Annotated in this window: 18 protein-coding genes, 1 pseudogene and 1 other annotated feature; of the genes and pseudogenes, 18 read left to right on the plus strand and 1 reads right to left on the minus strand. The window is 40.2% G+C overall.

What is annotated here, in order from left to right; genetic code table 11:
• Positions 1-86: 86 nt before the first annotated feature.
• The 18 genes and pseudogenes from mraY (at position 87) to BLR54_RS00520 (ending at position 24204) form a co-directional block, all read left to right on the plus strand.
• The gene (gene mraY / locus BLR54_RS00440; protein ID WP_090416259.1) at positions 87-1034 is read left to right on the plus strand and encodes a phospho-N-acetylmuramoyl-pentapeptide-transferase; all 948 of its coding nucleotides are present in this window, start codon (positions 87-89) and stop codon (positions 1032-1034) included.
• An 18-nt stretch (positions 1035-1052) separates the two neighbouring features.
• A complete protein-coding gene (locus tag BLR54_RS00445) occupies positions 1053-2213 on the plus strand; it encodes an FtsW/RodA/SpoVE family cell cycle protein (RefSeq protein WP_090416260.1) in 1161 nt (386 codons plus the stop codon).
• Positions 2206-3063, plus strand: coding sequence for a cell division protein FtsQ/DivIB (locus tag BLR54_RS00450; protein ID WP_090416261.1), 858 nt, complete (start codon positions 2206-2208; stop codon positions 3061-3063). The genes BLR54_RS00445 and BLR54_RS00450 overlap by 8 nt, the downstream gene beginning before the upstream one ends.
• Positions 3064-3364: 301 nt before the next feature.
• Positions 3365-4585: a cell division protein FtsZ gene (ftsZ, locus tag BLR54_RS00455; protein WP_090416262.1), complete on the plus strand. Its 1221-nt coding sequence runs from the start codon at positions 3365-3367 to the stop codon at positions 4583-4585.
• Between the two features lie 129 nt (positions 4586-4714).
• Entirely contained in the window at positions 4715-5578 is an 864-nt protein-coding gene (locus tag BLR54_RS00460) for a hypothetical protein (protein WP_090416263.1), read from the plus strand.
• Between the two features lie 186 nt (positions 5579-5764).
• Positions 5765-7792, plus strand: a complete 2028-nt coding sequence (locus BLR54_RS00465) for a methyl-accepting chemotaxis protein (RefSeq protein ID WP_090416264.1) — start codon at positions 5765-5767, stop codon at positions 7790-7792.
• A 65-nt stretch (positions 7793-7857) separates the two neighbouring features.
• Positions 7858-8100, plus strand: a binding site (T-box leader).
• Between the two features lie 194 nt (positions 8101-8294).
• Complete coding sequence (gene trpD, locus BLR54_RS00470) at positions 8295-9362, plus strand: anthranilate phosphoribosyltransferase (RefSeq protein WP_090416265.1); 1068 nt, start codon at positions 8295-8297, stop codon at positions 9360-9362.
• The gene (gene trpC / locus BLR54_RS00475; RefSeq protein WP_090417241.1) at positions 9328-10113 is read left to right on the plus strand and encodes an indole-3-glycerol phosphate synthase TrpC; all 786 of its coding nucleotides are present in this window, start codon (positions 9328-9330) and stop codon (positions 10111-10113) included. The genes trpD and trpC overlap by 35 nt, the downstream gene beginning before the upstream one ends.
• A 1-nt stretch (position 10114) precedes the next feature.
• Positions 10115-10684: pseudogene (locus BLR54_RS15245) on the plus strand (phosphoribosylanthranilate isomerase); the annotation flags it as partial.
• Positions 10679-11908, plus strand: a complete 1230-nt coding sequence (gene trpB / locus BLR54_RS00480; RefSeq protein WP_242871195.1) for a tryptophan synthase subunit beta — start codon at positions 10679-10681, stop codon at positions 11906-11908. The pseudogene BLR54_RS15245 and the gene trpB, both read left to right, overlap by 6 nt.
• Positions 11901-12677 carry a tryptophan synthase subunit alpha gene (gene trpA / locus BLR54_RS00485; RefSeq protein ID WP_090416267.1) on the plus strand — a complete coding sequence of 259 codons (777 nt, stop codon included), beginning with the start codon at positions 11901-11903 and terminating at the stop codon, positions 12675-12677. The genes trpB and trpA overlap by 8 nt, the downstream gene beginning before the upstream one ends.
• Positions 12667-14190 carry an anthranilate synthase component I gene (gene trpE, locus BLR54_RS00490; RefSeq protein ID WP_090416268.1) on the plus strand — a complete coding sequence of 508 codons (1524 nt, stop codon included), beginning with the start codon at positions 12667-12669 and terminating at the stop codon, positions 14188-14190. Before trpA ends, trpE begins: the two co-directional genes overlap by 11 nt.
• The gene (locus tag BLR54_RS00495; protein ID WP_090416269.1) at positions 14187-14750 is read left to right on the plus strand and encodes an anthranilate synthase component II; all 564 of its coding nucleotides are present in this window, start codon (positions 14187-14189) and stop codon (positions 14748-14750) included. Before trpE ends, BLR54_RS00495 begins: the two co-directional genes overlap by 4 nt.
• A 160-nt stretch (positions 14751-14910) precedes the next feature.
• On the plus strand, positions 14911-15987 hold the full coding sequence (locus BLR54_RS00500) for an NAD(P)H-dependent flavin oxidoreductase (protein WP_090416270.1): 1077 nt from the start codon (positions 14911-14913) through the stop codon (positions 15985-15987).
• 172 nt (positions 15988-16159) lie between these two features.
• Positions 16160-20686 (plus strand): glutamate synthase large subunit, encoded by a 4527-nt coding sequence (gene gltB / locus BLR54_RS00505; RefSeq protein ID WP_090416271.1) that lies wholly within the window; start codon positions 16160-16162, stop codon positions 20684-20686.
• Positions 20687-20699: 13 nt separating this feature from the next.
• Complete coding sequence (locus tag BLR54_RS00510) at positions 20700-22196, plus strand: glutamate synthase subunit beta (RefSeq protein ID WP_090416272.1); 1497 nt, start codon at positions 20700-20702, stop codon at positions 22194-22196.
• Between the two features lie 172 nt (positions 22197-22368).
• Entirely contained in the window at positions 22369-23616 is a 1248-nt protein-coding gene (locus tag BLR54_RS00515) for a glutamine synthetase family protein (protein WP_090416273.1), read from the plus strand.
• 18 nt (positions 23617-23634) lie between these two features.
• The gene (locus BLR54_RS00520) at positions 23635-24204 is read left to right on the plus strand and encodes an ANTAR domain-containing response regulator (RefSeq protein WP_090416274.1); all 570 of its coding nucleotides are present in this window, start codon (positions 23635-23637) and stop codon (positions 24202-24204) included.
• A 684-nt stretch (positions 24205-24888) separates the two neighbouring features.
• On the opposite strand, the gene BLR54_RS00525 is transcribed toward BLR54_RS00520, so the two are convergent.
• The gene (locus BLR54_RS00525; protein ID WP_207645272.1) at positions 24889-25173 is read right to left on the minus strand and encodes a hypothetical protein; all 285 of its coding nucleotides are present in this window, start codon (positions 25171-25173) and stop codon (positions 24889-24891) included.
• Positions 25174-25268: the final 95 nt, after the last annotated feature.

Below are 25268 nucleotides of genomic sequence, written 5' to 3' on the forward strand. Positions count from 1 at the left end.
TTAGAGTGAATAAAAGCTAGATTCATATCATTAGAATGATATGGATATAGGTTTTATGTAGTTTTAAAAAGATTGGAGTTTTTTAAATGTTAGAAGTATTTGTACCTATGATAATTGCATTTTTTGTTGTTTTGGCTATGGGCCCAGTGTGTATCCCTCTTTTAAGACGTCTTAAAATGGGCAATACTGAGCGCGAGTACATCAAAGAGCACAAGGCAAAGAACGGTACCCCTTCAATGGGAGGTATCATGATTATTGTTGCCTTTGCTGTTGTTGGACTATTCTATGCCAGAACAGCTCCACATATTTATCCAATCGTGCTTCTTACACTTGGATTTGGAATCCTTGGATTTGTGGATGATTTGCTTAAGGCCCTTAAGAAGAGCTCAGATGGACTTAAGGCTTGGCAGAAGATGCTTGGACAGATTCTTCTTACAGCAATCTTTGCATTATATATGTACAAGTTTTCTGATATCACCCTTGAAATCAGAGTTCCAGCTACTGGAGCCCTTATTGATTTAGGGGGGTTATCAATTGTTCTTTTATTCCTTGCTGTGCTTGGTACAGTAAATGGAGCAAACTTTACAGATGGTCTTGATGCACTTGCAACCTCTGTAACTCTTCCAATTGCAGCCTTCTTTGGTCTTGCAGCTATTAATCTTTATTCAGATATCACTCCAGCAATTGCAGCTATGATTGGTGCGTTGTTTGGATTTTTAATGTTTAATGTTCATCCTGCAAAGATTTTCATGGGTGATACAGGTTCCTTGGCCCTTGGAGCATTTGTGGCTTCTACAGCTTATATGCTTCAGATGCCGGTGTTCATTATTATTGTTGCACTTATTTATTTGGCAGAGGTACTTTCAGTTATCCTTCAGGTAGGATACTTCAAGCTTACTCACGGTAAGAGAATATTTAGAATGGCTCCAATCCACCATCACTATGAGCTTGGTGGATGGTCCGAGGTTAAGGTTGTTGCTGTGTTTACAACTGTCACAATCTTTTTATGCGTTTTCGCATACTATTTGGTCTAAAGGCGCGGGGGAGAGTATATGGCGAGAGATAGAGAGCTTGCGGCCTCTAGAAAGGAGGCGCGGAAGCGTAAAAAAATAAAACGACTTCTAAATTTTGATTATACCTTACTTTTGCTTATTATTTTTATCCTAGCATTTGGACTTGTTATGCTTTACAGCACATCAGCTTACGCTGCATCCCTCAGACAGGGAAATTCTATTTACTACTTAAAACGACAATTACAGGCTGTTGGCCTTGGTTTTGTAGGAATGTTCTTTTCTACAAAAATAGATTATAGAAGATGGTCACCATTAGTATGGCCATTTTATATGGGTTCAGTATTTTTATGTGTTCTTGTTATTTTTGCAGGTGTTACCATCAACGAATCTTCCAGATGGTTAAGGGTTGGTCCTATTCAGTTCCAGCCATCAGAGCTTGCAAAAATTGCAGTTATTATGCTTGTTGCACAAATCATAGATAGGGCACCAAAGGTACAGCGAAGCCTTAAGGGAACAGCAATAACCCTTGCTTTTGTTTTACCTGCCTTTCTTGTGGTTGGTTATAACAACCTTTCTACAGCTATCATCATTCTTGGAATCGCATTTGTTATGGTTTTTGTGGCATCTCCAAAGTTCGTTCAGTTTATTGGCGGTGGTGCGGCGGCACTTTTGTTGGTAGGCTTTTATATCACCACAGCTTCTTATCGTGCAGGTCGAGTGGATGCCTGGCTTCATCCTGAAAACCACATTAAAGATGGTAAAGGATATCAGACACTTCAGGGCTTATATGCTATTGGACGAGGTGGTCTGTTTGGAAAAGGTCTTGGTGGCAGTATGCAAAAGTATATTGTGCCAGAAGCTCAGAATGATATGATCTTCTCCATTATTTGCGAAGAGCTTGGCGTGTTTGGCGCAGTATGTATTATTTTGTTATTTATTCTTTTGCTTTACAGATTGTTGTTTATTGCAAATCATGCCAAGGATATGTTTGGCTCTTATATATGCATTGGTATCATGGCTCATATTGCCCTTCAGGTGGTTTTAAATATTGCCGTTGTTACAAATTCAATGCCAAACACAGGTGTAACACTTCCACTCATAAGCTACGGTGGTACTTCTGTTGCAATTCTTCTCACAGAGCTTGGTTTGGCACTTAGTGTGTCAAAGAACATGGAATTTGAGGAGGATGATTATGAGTAGAAGAAAGAGAAGACAAAGAAGGAAAAATATTTTTCTTGCCTTTATAGAATTTTTGCTTGGTCTGGTAATCCTTCTTGCAATAGCTGCGGTCTTTGCTTATTTCCTGTGTCCTATTAAAGAGGTAAAGGTTGAAGGAACAGATCTTTACACAAAGGAAGAAATTCAGGGCTACATCTTAGATGATGATTACTCGGGAAATGCAGTATATGCTTTTCTTAAAAATAAATTTTTCCCAAAGGGAGATGCAGAATTTATTGATTCCTTCCAGGTAAAAATAACAGGAATGAATTCAGTCACTATTGTCTGCAATGAAAAGAAGATTCTTGGTTACGTTGTAGGTGATGATGACAAATACATATATTTCAACTATAACGGAAAAATAGTTGAAATTAGCGAAACCTTTGTAGATAGAGGTTATATGAAGGTGGAAGGTGTAACCTGTGAGAAGCCAGAGGTAGGCTCAAAGCTTTCCATTGGAAAGACACAGATGGGATATTTAACATCCCTGATTAAGATTCTTCATAAGAATGACTTAATGCCAAATGTTGTTTCCTATGATGAGGATGGCCGAATCATATTATCCTATGATAATTACAACATTTCCTTAGGAAGTAGTGTTTATCTTGAGGAGAAGATTGATAGAGCCCTTAAGATAATTCCTCAGCTGGAGGGCAGAAGCGGAACACTACATCTTGAAAACTATTCTAGTGCCAGCACAGATATTATTTTTGAGATGGATACCGATGCCCAGGAGCAACCAGCTGAAGAAGGCGAAACAGAAGAAGCAGAGGGCGAGTCAAGTGAAGAAACTCCGTCAACAGAAAATACAGAAACTCCTGCTGGTGAGTAGGCTGAAATCCTATAAGGTTTCACGGTTTCACAAGGGGGTATGGAATAAGCCACAGTCTATTACATTGTGGCTTATTTGTTATATTGGATTCATGAGGATAATACAATATCTTGTTAGTAATTAGAACAACAAATATATATATTGTACTTGTCGGTATACTATAATTTTTGTAATAAAATGCAATTTTTGATAAAAAACGGTTGATTAATGAACTAAAAAAATATAATATTATATATAGTATTTTGGTATTAGAGAATTTTTTCGACCTCCCTTAGAGGTTTAATAAAAGGAGGATAAAGTTTTGATTAACATTACGACTGATGAGACAGGGGCTCCTGTCAGAATCATTGTTGTTGGCGTCGGCGGAGCAGGCAACAATGCAGTAAAGCGTATGGTTGAAGAGGGTATTGGGGGAGTTGAGTTTATTGGTATCAACACTGACAAGCAGGCACTTGATTTATGCAAGGCGCCTACTCTTTTAGCTATAGGTGAAAAAACAACAGGTGGAAAGGGCGCAGGCGCTAATCCAGAGGTTGGAATGAAGTCAGCAGAGGAGAGTGCTGAGGACATTTCAGCTGCTATTAAGGGCGCTGATATGGTGTTCATCACATGTGGTATGGGCGGTGGCACAGGTACAGGTGCAGCTCCAGTAGTTGCTCGTATCGCTAAGGAACAGGGCATCCTTACTGTTGGTATCGTCACAAAGCCTTTCCAGTTTGAAGGAAAGCCACGTATGAACAACGCACTTAGTGGTATCGAAAGATTAAAGGAGAGCGTTGACACTCTTATCGTTATCCCTAACCAGAAGCTTGTTGAAATCTGCAACAAGTCAATGGGTATTGGCGAAAGCTTTAGAATGGCTGATGGTGTTTTACACCAGGCTGTTCAGGGTATCACTGATCTTATCACTAAGAATTCACTTATCAACCTTGACTTCGCTGATGTTACTACAGTTATGAAGGACAAGGGCTTAGCTCACGTAGGTATCGGTTCTGCTAAGGGTGATGAGAAGGCTCTTGAGGCTGTTAAGGCAGCTGTTGCTTCTCCACTTCTTGAGACAAGCATCCAGGGCGCAACAGATGTTATCGTTAATATCTGTGGTGATGTTGGACTTAACGATGCTAACGAGGCTACATCTTACGTACAGGATATGACAGGTGCAGATGCCAACATTATTCTTGGTATCACTGTTGATGAAAATATGGACGACGAAGTATCTGTTACTGTTATCGCAACAGGTCTTGGCGAGCCAGCAGCTACACCAGGTATACGTACATCAGCTTCAGGCATGATGTATACTCAGACTAGACCATCTAGTGCAGAGTTACTTTCAAGCATGCAGCGTACAGCAGCTCCAGCTAGCCAGTCAGGTGTTACAAACACACCACCAGTTGTTAACAGAACAGTTACACCAGCTCCTTCACCACTTCAGAAGGTGGCTGCTCCAGCTGCTCCTACAGAGAGCACTGTTCCAGAGCTCAACATTAAAATGCCAGATTTCATGAGCTCAATGAAAAAGTAATATTATAAAGAATTCTTAAGCACCGCGGTTATGCGGTGCTTTTTTATTGTAAAAGTGCTACAGTATAACATATTGTTGTTTGATTAGGTAAAGTCTGCAATATGTGTAATACAATTTTGGAGGAATGAAATGAAAAAATTATCAGTATTATTATTGGTTACTGTATTATCTTTTTCTATTATTGGATGCAGTGCCAAAGAGGAGTTAACAGGAGCTGCTGAAGAAATAAATGGAGCTGCAGAGGATTTAGGCGGTCCAGATGATTCTGAAGCAGATTTAACTTCTTCAGCAGATGTAGATGAGTATGCATCTGAAATTGACACAGAAGTAAATGATATTATCATGAACTCAGAAGATTTAACCTCTGAGCTAGAGTCACTTGTTGAGTTAGAAGATAAGTGGCGTGATAAGGTTGGTAATTGTCAGACACAGACCGAGATGAATTCTCTATGTGACTCAGTAAGATTAATTTGGCAGATTGAAAGTGACAGCCTTATGTCCAGAATAGAGGTGGCTGACAAGAGTCTTTATGATGCTGCAGTTGCCACTGAATGGGAAAAGTATGTTGATACAATGGCAGATAGAATGACATATTTATATGAAGGTGGTTCTATCTACAGCATGATGTGGACATATAATGCAGCTGATCGTTATAAGGAAAATGCTTTCGGGTTGGCTAGCACCTTAGCAGATCTTAATGGTGAGGTTGCTTTTATGTTACCAGAGAGAAAGAATGCTTGTGGATACTACGGTGATTATACAAGTGACAGCTACCTTATTATAAATGAGGGAATGGAAAGCGGCACATTTGACGTGTTAGTTCATGTTGATGATAAAACAGAATTCTCAGGAACAGCTGAAGTGACAAATGATGATGTTCAGGAGCTTACCTACACAGGCGAGGATGGAACAACAGGTTCCCTTAGCTGTTGGGCTCTTGGTGCCACACTCACTACAGATACACAGACCTACGATTTTACAGGTCGTTATTAATCTAGGAATATAAATACTAGTTATTTATGGAGTCAGTCCTAAGTTGGACTGGCTCCTTTTTATATTTCATAGCTTTATCACAGAAAAGGCACAGTTATTAGTTTTTTTTGAGTTATCATTTAGTTTAGATTTAGGAGTATTATGTGGATTTATAATTTTAATACAATAATCTAAAAGAGGTGTGCTATGTCTAAAGAAAAGAAAGAAAAGAAAATTAAGGCAAATGGAAGCGTTAGTGTTTCTAACAGCGTAAAGGCTAAGCTTATTGTTTCCATGCTTTCAGTTGCTGCAATTCCGCTTTTAATTGCTATTATTGTTAGTTATATTACATCTACCACCAAGGCGAAGGCTGATGCAATTGATAGCTTGGAATGGCAAACCTGGTATGTTGAGTCACAGATTCAGGTAGTGTTCGAAAACAATAAATCTGCCATTACATCCTTTGCTGAATCACCTACAACTATATCCTTTATGAAGGGTGAGGATGTAGATGTTAAAGATATAAAGGAGCAGATGCATTCTATCGATGAGAATTTAGGGGATGGAAATGTTTTGGTGCTTACAAATACCGATGGTCAGATGGTCCTTCGTGATGATGATGGTGATTTGACAGATATTTCTCATCGTGACTTTTGGAAGGAAGCAATGGCCGGAAACTTTAATGTTTCCAATGTAATTGTAAGTAATTCCACAGGCAAGCGAAGCATCAGTATGGCTGCGCCTATTATTGATCCTGAAACAAATAAGATTATTGGTACCTGCCATAGAAATTATAGTCTTACAAGCTTCCATGAGATTTTGGATACCGAATGTGACAATGGTTATATGGTAGATAGAGACGGTATTTTAGCTGCTCATTCAGATTGGGATATTACAGCTGATGATGAACCTATAGATTGTAGTAGTAGCCCTTATATGCATTTGGATGCAGATGAAATAGAAGGTACCTATTTATCAAATGAATTAGGTTATTCAGCGTATACCTCTTTTGCTGTAGATAAACTTTCTGGATATGTTTTCTGTTTGAATGTTGCTGAGGATACAATACTTTCATCAGCTAGAAAAGCAGTTATGGTAGTAATTGCCATAGGTGTTGTCCTTTTGATTATTGTTTTTATTTTCTCTCTTATTTTGGCAAACGGCTTTACAAAACCTATTCTTGCTGTTAACCAGTCTTTATCAGGGCTTGCAGATGGTTCCTTCAGTAAGATAGAGGAATTTACAAATCGTAAAGACGAATTTGGACAGATTGTTAATAATACAAACACGGTTATAGAAAAGCTAAATGAGATAGTAGGTCATATTAAGGAGTCAGCCCATACTGTTGGAGATTCTGCTGAGGAACTTTCAGATATGGCCAATCAGATAGCTGCCACAACAGATGGAGTTTCAAATTCTGTTCAGGAAATAGCCACAGGAGCCATTCAGCAGGCTGAGGAGATTCAACAGGCAGCAGAAAATGTTGGTAAGATTACTGATGCAGTAGGTGGTGTTCAGAATTCCACAAATGATATGGAAAGCTTAGCAGCCAGAATGAAGGAGGCTTCTGAAGCATCTAGCAAATCACTTCTTACTCTTCAGAAATCAAGTAGTGAGATGACCGATAAGATTGAGGATATCGCAAGAACAATCGGTGAAACCCAAAAGGCGGTTAATGACATTAATGTGAGCGTTGAGGGTATTTCTGGTATTGCATCCCAGACAAATCTTCTTTCTCTTAATGCATCTATTGAGGCGGCTCGAGCAGGCGAGGCAGGAAAGGGCTTTGCAGTTGTTGCTGAAGAGATTAGAAAGCTTGCTGATGATTCTGATCATATGGCCCAGGAAATCAGAGAGGTTATGGATGTTCTTTTAAGAGAGGCTGAACTTGCAGTTACTGCAGCAAGTCAGGTTAAACAAGGAAATATCGAGCAGCAGGAGGCTTTAGGAGAAACCTTAGAATCAGTAAATGGCATGCTTGCAGATATTGAAGAGACAGTAATTGGTGTCAAGAAGATTTCTGGTGGAGCTAATGTCTGCGTAGAATCCAATGATATTGTCTCTGAAGCTATGTCATCATTGTCAGCTATTTCAGAAGAGAATGCTGCATCCTCTGAGACCACAGGTGCTTCAGTTCAGGAGCTTTCAGCAACGGTTTCAAGCCTTGCAGATTCTGCCAATAGTTTGAAGAACATTTCAATGCAACTTAACGATGAAATGAAATTCTTCAAATAATTGTTTAGAAAGTTGTTGACACCATAATTGTGAAGTGATATATTTACTACAACTTAATTCAATACTTTAAACCGATGAAGGAGAGGAGTACCTCTTCATGATTCATAAGAGAGAGCTGCGATGGTGGGATGCAGTATGATAGTGATTTGGGAATGGACTCCTGAGGGCGTGAGGAAATGACGAAAGTCAAAGTATTGCACGACGGAAGACACTCGTTAGTTGTCAGGGATATGTTGGTATCCTGTTAAGCGCATAGCAAAGGCTATGAATTCAAGGTGGCACCGCGGAATAGAATTTTCGTCCTTGATAAGAGCGTAAGCTCTTATCAAGGACTTTTTTTATATCCGTTCAGACAATCTTGTCTTTGTTTTAACAGGGAAATTTAAGTGAGCCAGTAGGCAACAAGCTCTTAGGTTACTCAAGCGAACCTTTCTATGGTGAGCGGAGTAACACTAAGGCTTGTAGCCGTAACTGGCGGATTAAAGGATAAAGGAGGAGAAACATGATAAAAGAAGCAATTGTAAAAATCGTTAATAAGGAAGACCTCACATACGATGAGGCATACGCAGTGATGAACGAGATTATGAATGGTGATACATCTCAGACACAGAACGCAGCCTTCCTGGCAGCCCTTTCAACAAAGAGTGCAAAGGCTGAGACAACTGATGAGATTGCAGGCTGTGCCGCAGCAATGAGAGAGCATGCAACTAAGGTTGAGACAGGAATGGATGTATTCGAAATCGTAGGTACAGGTGGAGACAACGCACATAGCTTCAACATTTCAACAACCTCTGCTCTTATAGCAGCAGCTGGTGGAATGAAGGTGGCAAAGCACGGTAATCGTGCAGCATCTTCTCTTTGTGGAACAGCAGATTGCTTGGAGGCTCTTGGCGTTAATATTAAGCAGGATCCTGAAAAGTGTGTGGAGTTGTTAGATAAAGTTGGAATGTGTTTCTTCTTTGCTCAGAAGTATCACACTTCAATGAAGTATGTAGGAGCCATTAGAAAAGAGCTTGGATTTAGAACAGTGTTCAATATTTTAGGACCTCTTACAAATCCAGCAACACCAACAATGCAGCTTCTTGGTGTATATGATGAATATTTGGTGGAGCCACTTGCTCGAGTTCTTACAAGCCTTGGTGTTAAGCGTGGAATGGTTGTTTATGGTATGGACAAGCTAGATGAGATTTCCATGAGTGCTGAAACAAAGGTGTGTGAAATCAATAATGGCGAGTACAAAACTTATACTATTAAGCCAGAGGACTTTGGATTTAATAAGTGTACAAAGGATGATTTAAAAGGTGGCACACCTGAGGAAAATGCAAAGATAACCAGAGAAATATTAAAGGGTGCTAAGGGGCCAAAGAGAGATGCAGTTTTAATGAACGCAGGTGCTTCACTTTATATTGGAGGAAAGGCAGAAAGCTTTGAGGCTGGTATTAAGTTGGCAGCAGAAATCATAGATTCAGGAAAAGCATTTGAGACACTTGAGAAATTTATTCTTGTAAGCAACCAGATTAAGGAAGACGAAAATGATGAACATCTTGGAAGAAATAGCGGAGTATGCTAAAGAGCGTGTAGCTCAGGCAAAAGCGAATAAATCCTTAGAAGAAGTTAGAAAGGAAACCTTTGGCATTAGTAAAGGAAAATTTGAATTTGAAAATGCTTTGATAGCCGGAGATGTTTCCTTTATCTGTGAATGTAAAAAGGCGTCTCCTTCAAAGGGAATTATTGCTGAGCACTTTGATTATCTTCAGATTGCTAAGGATTATGAAAAGGCTGGAGCGGATTGCATATCTGTACTTACAGAACCAAAGTGGTTTTTAGGACAGGATGCTTACCTTAAGGAAATTGCAGCTACAGTAAATATTCCAGTTCTAAGAAAGGATTTTGTGGTGGATGAATATATGATTTATGAAGCCAAAATCTTAGGAGCAAAGGCAGTACTTCTTATTTGTTCCCTTCTTAGTGAAAGTCAAATCGAGGAATATATAGCTATCTGCGATGAACTTGGAATGTCAGCTTTGGTGGAAGCCCATGATGAGTTGGAGGTTCAGAAAGCAATTAGAGCAGGAGCTAGAATCGTCGGAGTTAACAATAGAAATCTTAAGGATTTCTCAGTTGATACCAGAAATAGTGTAAGACTTAGAAATATGATTCCTGGAGATATCTTATTTGTATCAGAAAGCGGTATTACAGGCCCTGAGGATATAAAGGGACTGAGAGAAGCAGGAGTGGATGCAGTTCTTATTGGTGAAACCTTAATGAGAGCAGCAGATAAAAGTCAAAAACTAGCAGAACTTAAAGGAAAGGAAAATTGATATGACAACTATAAAGCTTTGTGGTCTCACTAGAGAGGCAGATATAGAAAAGGCAAACGAGCTTAAGCCTGAGTATGTTGGGTTCGTATTTTATGAGAAAAGCAGAAGAAACGTGAGCCATAAGCAGGCTAAGAAGTTAAAGAGCATGCTTAATCCTGAAATCAAGGCTGTAGGCGTTTTTGTAGATGCTCCAGCCAAGCAGGTGGAAGAGCTTTTTGAAGAGCAGATAATTGATGTGGCTCAGCTTCATGGTAATGAAGATGAAGACTATATCAAGGAACTTATGGATAACAATATTCCGGTTATCAAGACCTTTAAGGCTAATTCACCAGAAGAGCTTATTAAGGCTGAAAAATCCAGTGCAGACATGATTATGTTTGATGCAGGAAATGGTGAAGGCAAAGAGATTGATGATCTAAAGCTTCTTACTTATATAGATAGACCTTTTATTCTTGCAGGTGGTTTGAATCAGGAAAACGTAGCCAAAGCTATTGAAATAACAAAGCCATTTGGTGTTGATGTCAGCTCAGGTATTGAGACTGACAAGCTAAAGGATGGAAATAAGATGAAAGAATTCGTAAATGCGGTAAGACAGGATAAACCAGGAAACAAAAGTAAGGGACGCTTTGGTATCCACGGAGGTCAGTACATTCCAGAGACTCTTATGAATGCAGTAAATGAGCTGGAAGAGGCCTATAATCACTACAAGGATGACCCTGAATTTAATAAAGAGTTAAAGGAGCTTCTTGATAATTATGCTGGACGTCCAAGTCTTCTTTATTACGCGGAAAAGATGACAAAGGATTTAGGTGGAGCAAAGATTTACCTAAAGAGAGAGGATCTAAATCACACTGGTTCTCACAAGATTAACAATGTATTAGGTCAGGCTCTTCTTGCAAAAAAGATGGGAAAGACCAGACTTATTGCTGAGACTGGTGCAGGTCAGCACGGTGTTGCCACAGCCACAGCTGCAGCTCTTCTTAATATGGAATGTGTAATCTTCATGGGAAAAGAAGATACAGAAAGACAGGCTCTTAATGTATATCGTATGAAGCTTTTAGGCGCAGATGTTATTCCTGTTACTAGCGGAACAGCAACTTTAAAGGATGCTGTTTCTGAGTGTATGAGAGAGTGGACTACCAGAATTGATGACACTCACTATTGTCTTGGTTCGGTAATGGGTCCACATCCATTCCCTACTATTGTAAGAGATTTCCAGGCTGTTATTTCAAGAGAGTCTCGTCAGCAGATTCTAGAAGTTGAAGGACGACTTCCAGATGCAGTTGTTGCATGTGTTGGTGGTGGAAGTAATGCCATGGGTTCTTTCTATCACTACATTGGAGATGAGGGCGTGAGACTAATTGGCTGTGAGGCAGCAGGTAGAGGCATTGATACCTTTGAGACAGCAGCAACAGTAAATACTGGTAAGGTTGGAATCTTCCATGGTATGAAATCTTATTTCTGCCAGGATGAATATGGTCAGATAGCACCAGTGTACTCAATTTCAGCTGGCCTTGATTATCCAGGTGTTGGCCCAGAGCATGCATATCTTCACGATATCGGAAGAGCAGAGTATGTTCCAGTGACAGATGAGGAAGCAGTAGAGGCCTTTGAGTATATTGCCAAAACAGAAGGCATTATTGCAGCTATTGAAAGTAGTCACGCTATCGCATATGCGAAGAAGCTTGCTCCTACAATGGATAAGGATCAGATTATTATGGTTACAGTTTCAGGTCGCGGTGACAAGGATTGTGCCGCAATTGCACGATACAGAGGGGAGAACATTTATGAATAAGATAGCAGAAGCCTTTAACAATAAGAAAGCATTTATCCCTTTTATTACCTGTGGTGATCCAGATTTAGAGACCACAAAGGAAATCATAAAGGAATTGGCAGCAAATGGTGCTGATTTAATTGAGCTTGGTATTCCATTTTCAGATCCAACAGCAGAGGGCCCAGTTATTATGGAGGCCAACATCAGAGCTCTTGAAAATAAAATTACAACAGATGATGTTTTTAAAATGGTTTCAGAGGTTAGCAGTCAGGTTCAGGTGCCACTTGTATTTATGACCTACGCAAACGTGGTTTACTCTTATGGCATTGATAGATTCTTTGAGCGTTGTAAGGATACTGGAATCTGCGGAATCATTTTGCCTGATGTTCCATTTGAAGAGAAGGCTGAATTTGAGGATGCAGCTGATGAGTTTGGAGTGGAATTTGTTTCAATGATTGCTCCAACTTCTGAGGATAGAATCGATATGATTGCAAAAAATGCCAAGGGCTTTATTTATATTGTTTCAAGTCTTGGTGTAACTGGTACAAGAAAGGAATTCACTAGCAACATAGCTGAGCTTGTTGATAGAGTTCGTAAAAACACAAGGGTTCCATGTGCTGTAGGATTTGGTATTTCAACACCTGAACAGGCTGCTGAGATGGCAAACATTTCTGATGGAGCCATTGTTGGTTCTGCCATTGTAAGAGTTATTGCAGAGCATGGAAAGAATGCTCCCGCTCAGGTAGGAAAGTTCGTGCGAGAAATGAAAGAGGCCTATTATGTTTCCTAGTTTAGAAGAAGTTTTAGAATTAGCAGAAGACAAATCCTACAAACGAATTCCTGTTGCCATTGAAATCCTTTCTGATAGCTTTACACCTATTGAGGTGGTAAGGATTCTTAGAAAGGCCAGCAACCAGTGTTATCTTCTAGAAAGTGCAGGTCAGTCTGAGGATTGGGGTCGTTATTCTTTCTTGGGCTTTAATCCTAAAATGGAAATCACCTGCCAGGATGGTGTTGTACAGATAAAGGATAATTCCGCAGAGGGGAAGACCCTTGTGGAAGAGTGTAAAGTTTCTCATCCAGGCGAGATACTTAGAGAGCTTCTGGCAAAATATAAAAGCCCAACACTAAAAGGCTTGCCTACTTTTACTGGTGGTCTTGTAGGCTATTTTTCCTATGATTATATAAAGTACAGCGAGCCAAAGCTTCAGCTGTCTAATCACGGGGAAGATGACTTTAAGGATATGGATTTGATGCTTTTTAATGATGTAATTGCTTTTGATAATTATAGGCAAAAAATCTATTTGATCACAGGGGTTGATTTAAGAGATGTAAACTCTTCTTATGTGGAAGACAGGGTTCAGGCAATAGCAAATAATTATTCTGTTGCAGAAGCAAAGCTTGAGGAGATTAAGAAGCTTTTAAAGTCAGGAGAGAAGAAGGAGTTTAAACCTTTATCAATTAAGTCTGAGATAAAGCCAAAGTTTACAAAAGAAGAGTATGGACATATGGTTGAAAAGGCAAAGCATTATATAAAGGAAGGTGATATCTTCCAAGTAGTGCTTTCAAATCCTATGAGCGCTGAAGCACAGGGAAGCCTTTTTGATACCTATAGACTTCTCAGGGCTAGCAATCCATCACCTTATATGTTTTATTTTTCAAGTGATGATATAGAAATAGCAGGTGCCTCACCTGAAACTCTTGTAAAGGTGGAACAAAAAAGAGTCAGCACTTTTCCTCTTGCAGGAACCAGACCACGTGGTAAGTCTCCAGCTGAAGACCTGGCTCTTGAAAGGGAGCTGTTGGCAGATGAAAAGGAGCTTGCTGAGCACAATATGCTTGTGGATTTAGGACGAAATGATATTGGAAAAATCAGCAGGCTTGGAACTGTAAATGTTGAGCAGTATATGGGAATCGAAAGATTCTCCCATGTAATGCATATTGGTTCCACAGTTGTTGGCCAGTTGGCAGAGGATAGAGATGTTATTGATGCAGTTGATGCAATACTCCCTGCAGGAACCCTTTCTGGTGCACCAAAATTCAGAGCCTGTGAGATTATTGAGGAGCTGGAGCAGAGTAAACGAGGAATATATGGTGGTGCCCTAGGCTATATTGATTTTACAGGAAACTTAGATGTTTGCATTGCTATCAGACTTGTTTATAAAAAGGATGATACAATCTGTATCCGTTCAGGGGCAGGAATTGTATATGATTCTATTCCTGAAAAGGAAGCAGACGAGTGCATTAACAAGGCTAAGGCTGTAATAAATGCAGTTAGAGGAGCAGAGGGAGGCTTAGAATGATTTTACTAATAGACAATTACGATAGCTTTTCCTACAACCTTTATCAGCTGATAGGAGAGATTAATCCAGATATAAAGGTAGTTCGTAATGACGAATTACGTATATGCGATATTGAAAAATTAGCACCTTGCCATATTATTATTTCTCCAGGGCCAGGACGTCCTATTGAAGCAGGTATCTGTGAGGATGTTATAGCTCACTTTGCAGGAAAGCTTCCTATTCTTGGAGTGTGTTTAGGGCATCAGGCAATATGTGAGACCTTTGGTGGTGTTATTACATATGCCAAGGAACTTATGCATGGGAAGCAGTCAGAGGTAACACTGGATTTGTCTTGCAAGATTTTTCAGGGGCTTCCTGAAAATACAACAGTTGCCAGATATCATTCCTTGGCTGCGGAGGAGTCCACGCTTCCAAGCAATCTGAAAGTGGTTGCAAGCACCACTGATGGAGAGATTATGGCTGTTAAGCACAAGGATTATGAGATTTACGGGCTTCAGTTTCATCCGGAATCTATTTTGACTCCTGAGGGAAAGAAGATGTTGGCTAATTTTCTGAAATAAGCAACACCTGTAAACCCAGTAATTACCAGATGCAACGCTGAATAAATACACAACTGAGTATAATTGTATATTAATTTGACATATAAGAGAATTTGATGTATTATCTCAAAGACTTTAGTTAAAACTTTTTAATTAATTAATCTTATATGGAGAATATGCAATGAATATTAATGGAAAAGAATTAGCTCATGGAATCATCCAGGGCGGTATGGGAATTGGTGTTTCTCTATCAGAGCTTGCAGGCAATGTGGCAAAGCAGGGCTGCATGGGCGTAATTAGCTCAGTAAATATTGGTTTCAAGGAGGCAGACTTCTTAACCAATCCTTTAGAGGCAAATCTTAGAGCCTTAAAGGCACATATTAAAAGAGCAAAGGAAATATCTGGGGGCAACGGTCTTGTAGGAGTAAATATTATGGTGGCAGTTAGCCATTACGAAGAAACTGTAAAGGCTGCAATCGCTGCAGGAGCAGATGCAATTATTTCTGGAGCAGGTCTTCCTCTTAATTTGGCGGAGCTTGTAAAGGGAAGCAGCACTCTATATGCACCGATTGTTTCTAGCAAGAAAGCAGCAATGCTTTTGTGCAAGACCTTTGCAAAGAAGGCAGGTTCAATTCCTGATTTTATTGTTATCGAAGGTCATAAGGCTGGTGGTCACCTTGGATTTTCCAAGGAAGATTTAAGTGAGAAAACCTGTCAGCCAAATCTTCAGATTTTAAAAGAAGTATTAGAGGTTATTAAGCCTTACGAGGCTGAGTTCAAGAAAAAGATTAGAGTGTTCCTGGGTGGCGGAGTTTTCACAGGCCAGGATATAGCTGAGGCAATTGATGCAGGTGCTGACGGCGTTCAAATGGGAACACGTTTTATCACCACTGATGAGTGTGATGCCAGTGATGTTTTTAAGCAGGTGATAGTTGATGCTAAGGAAGAGGACATTAAGATTATTAAAAGTCCAGTTGGTATGCCAGCCCGTGCGGTATACACACCACTTCTAGAAAAGCTTGATGACGGAAAGAATTTTTTTGCAAAAAGATGTAATAACTGCCTTAAGGCTTGTCCAAAGGGGGACAAAATTCCTTATTGTATAAGTAGAGCTTTAATTGCCGCTGTAACAGGAGATAGGGAAGAGGGATTATTTTTCTGCGGTGAAAATGCATCTAGAGTGAATGAGATTCTTCCAGTTAAAACTCTTGTACAGGAGCTTGTAAGTGATTGTAAGGCTTGCGGTGTAGCAATATAAAGTGCGGTTTAACACTTTAATGTAAAAAAGTGCTTGCATTTATTCTCAATTAATTGTATATTATTTCAAAGACAAAGGCGTCTAAACAAATTCCCGTAGTGGGAGTCTGTTTAGGCGCCCTTTTTTTGCATTATTTTAGTGCTAGATCGAAAAAGTGGAAGGAGTAGCAAACATGGTAGATCAAAATAAAGGTTTGTACAACCCGGAATTTGAACATGACAATTGTGGTATTGGAGCTGTTGTTTCTATTAAGGGAATCAAAACTCACAAAACTGTCTCTGATGCATTAAAGATTGTTGAAAATCTTGAGCATAGAGCAGGTAAGGATGCTGACGGTGAAACAGGAGATGGCGTTGGTATCCTTCTTCAGATTTCTCACAAATTCTTTTCAAAGGTTACAAAGGAGCTTGGAATTTCAATTGGGAATGAGAGAGACTACGGTGTAGGTATGTTCTTTTTCCCTTCTGAGGAACTGAAAAGAAAACAGGCCATGAAGATGTTCGAAATCATCGTGGAAAAAGAAAACCTTGAATTTTTAGGTTGGAGACAGGTCCCAACAAAGCCTACCATCCTTGGTAAGGCTGCAGTGGATTGTATGCCAACAATTTATCAGGCTTTCATTAAGAGACCAGAGGATTGCAACCGCGGGCTTGATTTTGATAGAAAGCTTTATGTGGCTAGACGTGTGTTTGAGCAGACTGCTGAGAATACCTATGTTGCTTCTCTTTCAAGCAGAACTATCGTATATAAGGGTATGTTTCTTGTAAATCAGCTTAGACTTTTCTTTGAGGATTTGGAGGATAAGGATTATGAATCTGCAATTGCTACAGTTCATTCTCGTTTCTCAACCAACACAAATCCTTCTTGGGAGCGTGCTCATCCAAATCGCTTTATTGTACACAATGGAGAGATTAATACCATCAAGGGAAATGCAGATAAGATGCTTTCTCGTGAGGAGACAATGGTATCCCAGGTATTAGAGCCAGAGATGACAAAGATTACACCAGTTTGTAATCAGGCAGGTTCAGACTCTGCAATGCTTGATAATGCTCTAGAGTTTCTTGTAATGAACGGTATGCCACTTCCACTTGCCGTTATGATTACAATTCCAGAACCATGGGTAAAGAACAAGGCAATGGATCAGGCTAGAAGAGATTTCTATCAGTATTACTCTACAATGATGGAGCCATGGGATGGTCCTGCATCTATTCTTTTCTCAGATGGTGATATTATGGGTGCGGTTCTTGATAGAAACGGACTTAGACCATCAAGATATTACATTACAGAGGACGACTATTTGATCCTTTCTTCTGAGGTAGGTGTGCTTCCTGTCGAGGAAAGTAAGATTAAAAAGAAGGACAGACTTCGTCCAGGAAAAATGCTTCTTGTAGATACCGTTGCCGGAAGACTTATAGATGATGAGGAGCTTAAGGCACAGTTTGCTTCAAGACAGCCATATGGTCAGTGGCTGGATGCAAACCTTGCAAAGCTTTCTGAAATAAAGATTCCAAATGAGCCAGTTCCAAAGTATTCAAAGGAGGAGAGAGACTGTCTTCAGAAGGCCTTTGGATATTCTTACGAGGAGATAAAGGATTCTATCCTTCCTATGGCTCTTAATGGTGGTGAAAACACAGGTGCAATGGGTATCGATGTACCACTTGCTGTACTTTCAGAACATCATCAGCCTCTTTTCAACTATTTCAAGCAGTTGTTTGCCCAGGTAACAAATCCACCTATCGATTCTATTCGTGAGGAGATTGTCACAGCAACAACTATCTATCTTGGAACAGCTGGAAATGTCCTTGAGGAAAAGGAAGAAAACTGTAACATGCTTGAGATTCACAATCCAATCTTAACAGTTACAGATTTAATGAAGATTAAATCAATGAAGGTACCTGGAATTCAGGCTGAAACAGTACCTATCACTTATTATAAGAACACTTCTTTGGAGAAGGCTATTGAGCATCTTTTTGTTGAGGTTGATAGAGTAAACCGAGAAGGTGCAAATATCATTATTCTCTCAGATAGAGGTGTGGATGAAAACCACGTGGCAATTCCATCCTTACTGGCTGTTGCCGCTGTTCAAAGACATCTGGTTCAGACAAAGAAGCGTACCAGCCTTTCAGTAATTCTAGAATCAGGTGAGCCAAGAGAGGTCCATCATTTTGCGACACTTTTAGGTTATGGTGCTTCTGCAATCAACCCTTATCTTGCACAGGAAACTATCAGTGAGCTTATTGAAAAGGGTCAGCTTAAGAAGGATGAGCATGCCGCAATTGACGACTATAACGAGGCTGTAATTAGCGGAATCATCAAAATTGCATCAAAGATGGGTATCTCTACAGTGCAGTCTTACCAGGGTGCCAAGATTTTCGAGGCCATTGGTATCAGCGCAGATGTAATAGATAAGTATTTCACAGGAACAATCAGCAGAATCGGCGGCATCACATTAGAGGATATTCAGGCAGATGTGGAAATGCAGCATAGCAAGGCCTTTGATCCACTTGGATTATCTGTAGATGAAACCTTGGATTCTAGAGGACAGCACAAGATGCGTTCAGGTGCAGAGGAGCATCTCTACAATCCTGCAACAATTCACCTGCTTCAGCTTTCTACAAGAACTGGTGACTACAATACCTTCAAGGAATATACAGCACTTCTTAACAAGGAGGATGAGGTTAGAAATCTACGTGGACTTATTGATTTCAAGTATCCAAAGAAGGCAATTAGTATTGATGAAGTTGAGTCTGTAGATTCTATTGTAAAGCGTTTTAAGACAGGTGCCATGAGCTACGGTTCTATTTCAAAGGAAGCTCACGAGACTATGGCTATCGCTATGAATATGCTTCATGGTAAGTCGAACTCTGGTGAAGGTGGAGAAGAGGAAGAGCGCTATAGCATTGGCCCAGATGGTCTGAATCGTTGTTCTGCAATTAAGCAGGTTGCTTCTGGTAGATTTGGTGTTACTAGCAAGTATCTTGTTAGCGCAAAGGAAATCCAGATTAAGATGGCACAGGGGGCAAAGCCTGGCGAAGGTGGACATCTTCCAGGAAAGAAGGTTTATCCTTGGATTGCAAAGACTCGTCTTTCTACTCCAGGTGTGGCTCTTATTTCCCCACCACCTCATCACGATATTTATTCCATCGAGGATTTGGCGGAGCTTATTTACGATTTAAAGAATGCCAATAAGGCTGCGCGTATTTCTGTAAAGCTTGTATCAGAGGCAGGCGTTGGAACAATCGCTTCTGGTGTTGCTAAGGCAGGAGCTCAGGTTATTCTTATTTCTGGTTATGATGGTGGTACAGGTGCGGCACCTAAGTCATCAATCCACAATGCAGGTCTTCCTTGGGAGCTTGGTCTTGCAGAGGCTCATCAGACTCTTGCTATGAATGGTCTTAGAAATAAGGTTGTTATTGAGACTGATGGTAAGCTTATGACAGGTCGTGATGTTGCTATTGCTTGTGCCCTTGGTGCAGAGGAATTTGGTTTTGCAACAGCTCCACTTGTAACAATGGGCTGTGTAATGATGAGAGTATGTAATCTTGATACATGTCCAGTTGGTGTTGCAACTCAGAACCCAGAGCTTAGAAAGAGATTTACAGGTAAGCCTGAGTATGTTGTAAACTTCATGCGCTTTATTGCTCAGGAGCTTCGTGAATATATGGCACAGCTTGGTTGCAAGACTGTGGATGAGCTTTGCGGACGTTATGATCTTTTACAGCTTAAGGATGTGGATGGCAGCAAGAGAATGTCAAAGGTAGATTTATCTTGTGTAGTTTCAAATCCTAATCCTTATGAGAAGGTTAACTACGAGAAGAAAAATGTCTACAACTTTGAGCTTGAAAAGACTGTAGATGAAAAGGTTCTTTTAAAGAAGCTTATACTTGCCATTGAGGCAAATGAAGAAGGCCAGGTTGAGGTCGAGGTTTCAAATATCAACCGTTCACTGGGAACCTTGCTTGGTGCAGAGCTTACCAGACGTTTTGGAGAAACTCTTCCAGAAGACAGATATGTAGTAAATTGTCAGGGAGCAGGAGGACAGTCCTTCGGTGCCTTTATTCCAAAGGGACTTACCTTAAAGCTTGTAGGTGACTCTAATGACTACTTTGGAAAAGGTCTTTCTGGTGGTAAGCTCGTGGTTAATCCTCCAAAGGAAGCAAGCTATAAGCAGGATGAAAATATCATTATTGGTAACGTTGCTTTATATGGTGCAACCTCAGGAAAGGCATTTATCAATGGTGTGGCTGGCGAGCGTTTTGCTGTAAGAAACTCTGGTGCTACAGCTGTTGTTGAGGGCTGTGGTGACCATGGTTGTGAATACATGACAGGCGGTAGAGTGGTTGTGCTAGGTACAACTGGAAAGAACTTTGCTGCTGGTATGTCAGGTGGCATTGCCTATGTCCTTGATGAGGATGCCACTCTTTACAAGCGCTTAAATAAAAGCATGGTTAGTCTTGAGACTGTAACAAACAAGTATGATGTTATGGAACTCAAGGAGATAATCGCTGCCCACGTGGCTGAGACAGGTTCAGAGAAGGGAAAACGTATTTACGATAATTTCAGTGAATACCTTCCTAAGTTTAAGAAGATTGTTCCATTTGATTACAAGAAGATGATGCAGACAATTGTTCAAATGGAAGAAAAGGGACTGTCTTCAGAGCAGGCACAGATTGAAGCTTTTAACGCTTTATGCAAATAGGAGGATTAAATAGATGGGAAAGCCAACAGGATTTTTAGAGTATGATCGAGTAGAGGCTAAAGCATTTAGTCCTCTTGAAAGAATAAAGAATTTTAATGAGTTCCACGAACCACTTTCAGTGGAGGAACAAAAGAGACAGGGAGCACGTTGCATGGATTGCGGCGTACCTTTCTGTCAGTCAGGTATGACTATTAAAGGGATGACTTCAGGTTGTCCTTTGAACAATCTTATTCCTGAGTGGAATGAGCTTGTTTATCAGGGAAATTATGAGATGGCATATAAGCGTCTTCACAAGACTAGCAACTTCCCTGAGTTTACCTGCAGAGTATGTCCAGGTCTTTGTGAGAAGGCGTGTACATGTGGGTTAAATGGCGATGCTGTTTCTACAAGAGAAAATGAAAAGGCTATTATTGAATACGCTTATGCCAATGGACTTGCTAAGGCAAATCCTCCAAAGCAGCGCACAGGTAAATCTGTAGCTGTTATTGGATCAGGCCCTGCAGGTCTTGCTGTAGCAGATCAGCTTAACCGCAGAGGCCACAGTGTTACCGTATACGAGAGAAATGACAATGTAGGTGGTTTGCTTCGTTACGGCATTCCAAATATGAAGCTTGAGAAGCAAATCATCGATCGCAAGGTAAAAATAATGGAGGAAGAGGGCGTTAGCTTTATCGTAAATGCCAACGTTGGTGTGGACGTGAAGGCTAAGGATTTAACAGACAAATATGATGCTGTTATTCTTTGCTGCGGCTCTTCCAATCCAAGAGACATAGATGCAGTTGGTCGTAAGGATGCCAAGGGTATTCACTTTGCTGTGGATTTCCTTACATCAACCACAAAATGCTTGTGGGCAAACGACATGAAGCTTGTGGATGGCCAGTATATTTCTGCAAAGGATAAGGACGTTATCATTATCGGCGGTGGAGATACAGGAAACGACTGTGTGGGAACTTCTATCCGTCACGGTTGCAAGTCCGTAACACAGCTTGAAATGATGCCAAAGGCTCCAGATGAGAGAGCGGAGACTAATCCATGGCCACAGTGGCCACTTGTGTGCAAAACTGATTATGGACAGGAGGAGGCTATTGCCAAGTTCGGTCATGACCCACGTGTGTACACAACAACTGTAAAGGAATTTAAGACCGATAAAAATGGCAACCTTAAGAGCGCCGTTCTTGTTTCCTTAGAGTCTAAACTTGATAAGAAAACAGGTCGCAAGATGATGGTACCAGTGGAGGGAACCGAAAAGGAAATCCCTTGTCAGCTTTGTCTTATTGCTGCAGGTTTCTTAGGCTCACAGAAATATGTTACAGATGCCTTCAAGGTGGAGGTAGACGGACGTACAAATGTGGCTTCTGTTGGTGCCGATAAATTTGCAACAAAGGTACCAAAGGTATTTACTGCTGGAGATATGCATACAGGTCAGTCTCTAGTTGTAAAGGCTATCCGCCAGGGTAGAGACTGCGCAAGAGAAGTAGATGAGTACCTTATGGGGTACACAAACATATAAACCATTCAGAGCAAAATAAAATTTATATAGAAAATGATTGCTGGCAAGCATTTTTCTATTAAATTTTATTTTGTGAGAAAAACATATGAGCAAAAGGAAAGCACATTAGTGCGATTTTGCGAATATGCTCTGAATGGTTTAGAATAGAATAAAAAATTTTGGAGGACATACCATGTCTCATTTATCAATTGATGATATTTTGGAGTTCGTTGAGGAGAACGATGTTAAGTTTATCCGACTTGCATTTTGTGACCTTTACGGCAACCAAAAGAATATTTCTATAATGCCATCAGAATTGAAGTCTGCCTTCGAAGACGGAATTAATTTCGACTCATTCTTAGTGCTTGGATTCTCTGGTGTGGCAGGAAAGGATTTATTCTTAAAGCCAGATCCAGACACCTTGCATGTGCTTCCTTGGAGACCACAATCTGGTCGTGTAATCAGATTCTATTGTGATGTGGTTTATGCAGATGGAACACCATTCGCCTATGACTATAGACAATTCCTTAAGGAAACACTCAAGGAGTGTGAGAGTATGGGCTTCACCACTCGAATGGGACTTAAGTCAGAATTCTATTTGTTCAAGACAGATGAGGATGGTAATCCTACAAAAGAACCATTTGATAATGGTGGATATCTTGATGTTGCTCCAAGCGACAAGGGTGAAAACATTCGAAGAGAGATTTGTCTATCCCTTGAAGAAATGGGCATTTCGCCTCAATCTTCACATCACGAAAGAGGACCAGGCCAGAATGAGATTGATTTCCAGTCTGCAGATGTGCTTACTACAGCCGACAACCTCGTAACCTACAAAAACGTTGTTGAAAATATTGCAGCTAGAAATGGTGCCTGTGCATGCTTTGAGCCAAAGCCTATGGAGGATGCTCCTGGAAATGGTTTGCACATTATTATGGCAAACTACAAGGGGGATTCTAACCTAATTGATACTGATAGAGAATTCTCTGAGAGCTTTATGGCAGGTATCATTAACAGAATGAGAGATATCACTTTGTTCTTGAATTGTCGTCGTGACTCTTACTATCGCTTTGGTTTGCTAGAAGCACCAAAGTATGTTACTTGGTCTGAACAGAACAATTCTAGACTTTTTAGAGTGCCTGAAGTCAATGGAAAGCGTAAGCATTTTATTTTGCGTTCACCAGACTCATGTATTAACCCATACCTTGCCAGCGCTATCGTTATCCAAGCCGGAATCGCAGGTGTAAAAGGCAAGGAAAAGCTTCCACCAGCCTTGGAGGTTAGCTCAAGAGATTTGACTGATGAAAAGGCATCAACTTTAACAAAGCTTCCTTCATCTATCGAGGAGGCAATTGAATGTGCGTCAAATAGTCAATTCATAAAGGAATCTAGCTTTGCGGATATTGCCGCAGATTATATTGAAATTATAAAGGCAAGTATTTAACCCTAAAAGGAGTAGACTATGGAACGAGCATTAATTGTCTGCGATAGCGAAAAGGGTACCGCCTTCTATAAATCCTTTCTCAAAGAGAATGGTTTCATCGATATGATGTGCGAGACAAGTCTTGTTACTGCCAAACGCACCATCCAGGATTATGATTTTGACATTTGTCTAATCAACCTTCCTATCGGTGGAACAAACTCTATCGAGCATGTGGTGGATATTGCAGAAAAGAATGTTTGTCAGATTCTGCTTTTTGTAAAAGCAGACATTTATGATGAAACCACCGACAAGGTGGCAGACTACGGTATTATCACTGTATCCAAGCCTATTAGCAAGCAGCTTTTCTGGCAGGCCCTGAAGGCTGCCATGGCAGCCCAGCGCAGAATATCCATGGCAAAGCGCGAAAACCTCAAGCTTGAAAAGAAGCTTGACGAGCTTAAAACCATTTCCCGGGCCAAGCTCCTTCTCATCGTCAACGAAGACGTAAGTGAAGAGGAAGCCCACAAGCTTATTGAGAAAGAAGCTATGGATTCACGTATCTCCAGGTATCAGGTAGCCCTTGGGATTATTGAAAAATATAATAATTAGATTTTTTATTGAGTCGCTTGGCATACGCCAGGCGGCTTTTTGTATTTGTGGGTATTTAGGCACTATGGCCAACTTTTTGTATTTGTGGGTATTTAGACACTATGACCAACTTTGGGGTTTTGTTAGTGCTGCAAGGGCTATTTGAACTTGCTTTTTGGGGGAAATATTGTTATTTGGGCTGTGATTACGGAAATATTGACTTTTATTAGCATTTGTTCCGTAGCGAATTTTGGTAAAATGACTGTCATTACGGAATAATGCTAATATGCAGTATATTTTTCCGTAGTTCAAGAAGATAAAAAGCTTCAAACTGAATTAAATATTAAATGCATATTCCGTAATTAGAATGTAAATTACTACATAGGGAATAATTTGTTCAGGTAGTGAGATTGACATGCAATTTATTCTGCATAATATGACTATGCATGATAAAATAATAAAAGGTATTTGAGGCTTCTAGTGAACCTAGTGGATTACAGTTATTTAGCACTATGCCTGAGGAGATGTGGGAACCTTGGTATGAAGAATTAAAAGCAAAGCTATCACGAGAACTGGGATATGAAATAGGTGAGCCAGAAGATGGATTTGAGTTTAAATATGATTGGTAAGCAGTAAAATCTTTATAGAGCTTAACAATGCATAATGAGAAAAGGTCAGACCTAAAAACGGTCTGACCTTAATTGATTAATATGAACCAGCCATGGATGCTGCGCCAACTCCAAGGCATGCTACTAAGATAATACTTAGTACAATAGCGATTGCGCACATAATGAATTGAGCTATAGCCCAGTTCTTACGAGCTCGTTTTTCTGGCGAACTGCTAACAGCCCAAACGATAAGGCAGATAAAGCCTACAATTGGGATGCAAGTAAGAATCATTGTGATTAGCCAATCACCTACAGACATATCTGTATATGGTGCTGGTGCATTGTTAGGTGCCTGTGTGTAAGTGTAGTCCTGATTATCCATAGTTAAACCATCCTTTCGAAAGATTATTTAGAATCATTACGGTTTATAATTTTATCAATAAAATGTGTTTTTTTATTGTATAATGAAAAAAAATA

This window comes from Pseudobutyrivibrio sp. YE44 (assembly GCF_900104335.1).
In the GTDB taxonomy this organism is placed as follows: Bacteria; Bacillota; Clostridia; order Lachnospirales; family Lachnospiraceae; genus Pseudobutyrivibrio.

Coding starts and splice junctions, on each gene's coding strand:
- trpE (WP_090416268.1), top strand. CDS start 12,667: ATGTTTCCTAGTTTAGAAGAAGTTTTAGAATTAGCAGAAGACAAATCC.
- BLR54_RS00525 (WP_207645272.1), bottom strand. CDS start 25,173: ATGGATAATCAGGACTACACTTACACACAGGCACCTAACAATGCACCA.
- BLR54_RS00495 (WP_090416269.1), top strand. CDS start 14,187: ATGATTTTACTAATAGACAATTACGATAGCTTTTCCTACAACCTTTAT.
- gltB (WP_090416271.1), top strand. CDS start 16,160: ATGGTAGATCAAAATAAAGGTTTGTACAACCCGGAATTTGAACATGAC.
- BLR54_RS00510 (WP_090416272.1), top strand. CDS start 20,700: ATGGGAAAGCCAACAGGATTTTTAGAGTATGATCGAGTAGAGGCTAAA.
- trpD (WP_090416265.1), top strand. CDS start 8,295: ATGATAAAAGAAGCAATTGTAAAAATCGTTAATAAGGAAGACCTCACA.
- BLR54_RS00450 (WP_090416261.1), top strand. CDS start 2,206: ATGAGTAGAAGAAAGAGAAGACAAAGAAGGAAAAATATTTTTCTTGCC.
- BLR54_RS00520 (WP_090416274.1), top strand. CDS start 23,635: ATGGAACGAGCATTAATTGTCTGCGATAGCGAAAAGGGTACCGCCTTC.
- BLR54_RS00460 (WP_090416263.1), top strand. CDS start 4,715: ATGAAAAAATTATCAGTATTATTATTGGTTACTGTATTATCTTTTTCT.
- trpB (WP_242871195.1), top strand. CDS start 10,679: ATGAAAGAATTCGTAAATGCGGTAAGACAGGATAAACCAGGAAACAAA.
- trpA (WP_090416267.1), top strand. CDS start 11,901: ATGAATAAGATAGCAGAAGCCTTTAACAATAAGAAAGCATTTATCCCT.
- BLR54_RS00515 (WP_090416273.1), top strand. CDS start 22,369: ATGTCTCATTTATCAATTGATGATATTTTGGAGTTCGTTGAGGAGAAC.
- BLR54_RS00500 (WP_090416270.1), top strand. CDS start 14,911: ATGAATATTAATGGAAAAGAATTAGCTCATGGAATCATCCAGGGCGGT.
- BLR54_RS00445 (WP_090416260.1), top strand. CDS start 1,053: ATGGCGAGAGATAGAGAGCTTGCGGCCTCTAGAAAGGAGGCGCGGAAG.
- trpC (WP_090417241.1), top strand. CDS start 9,328: ATGAACATCTTGGAAGAAATAGCGGAGTATGCTAAAGAGCGTGTAGCT.
- mraY (WP_090416259.1), top strand. CDS start 87: ATGTTAGAAGTATTTGTACCTATGATAATTGCATTTTTTGTTGTTTTG.
- BLR54_RS00465 (WP_090416264.1), top strand. CDS start 5,765: ATGTCTAAAGAAAAGAAAGAAAAGAAAATTAAGGCAAATGGAAGCGTT.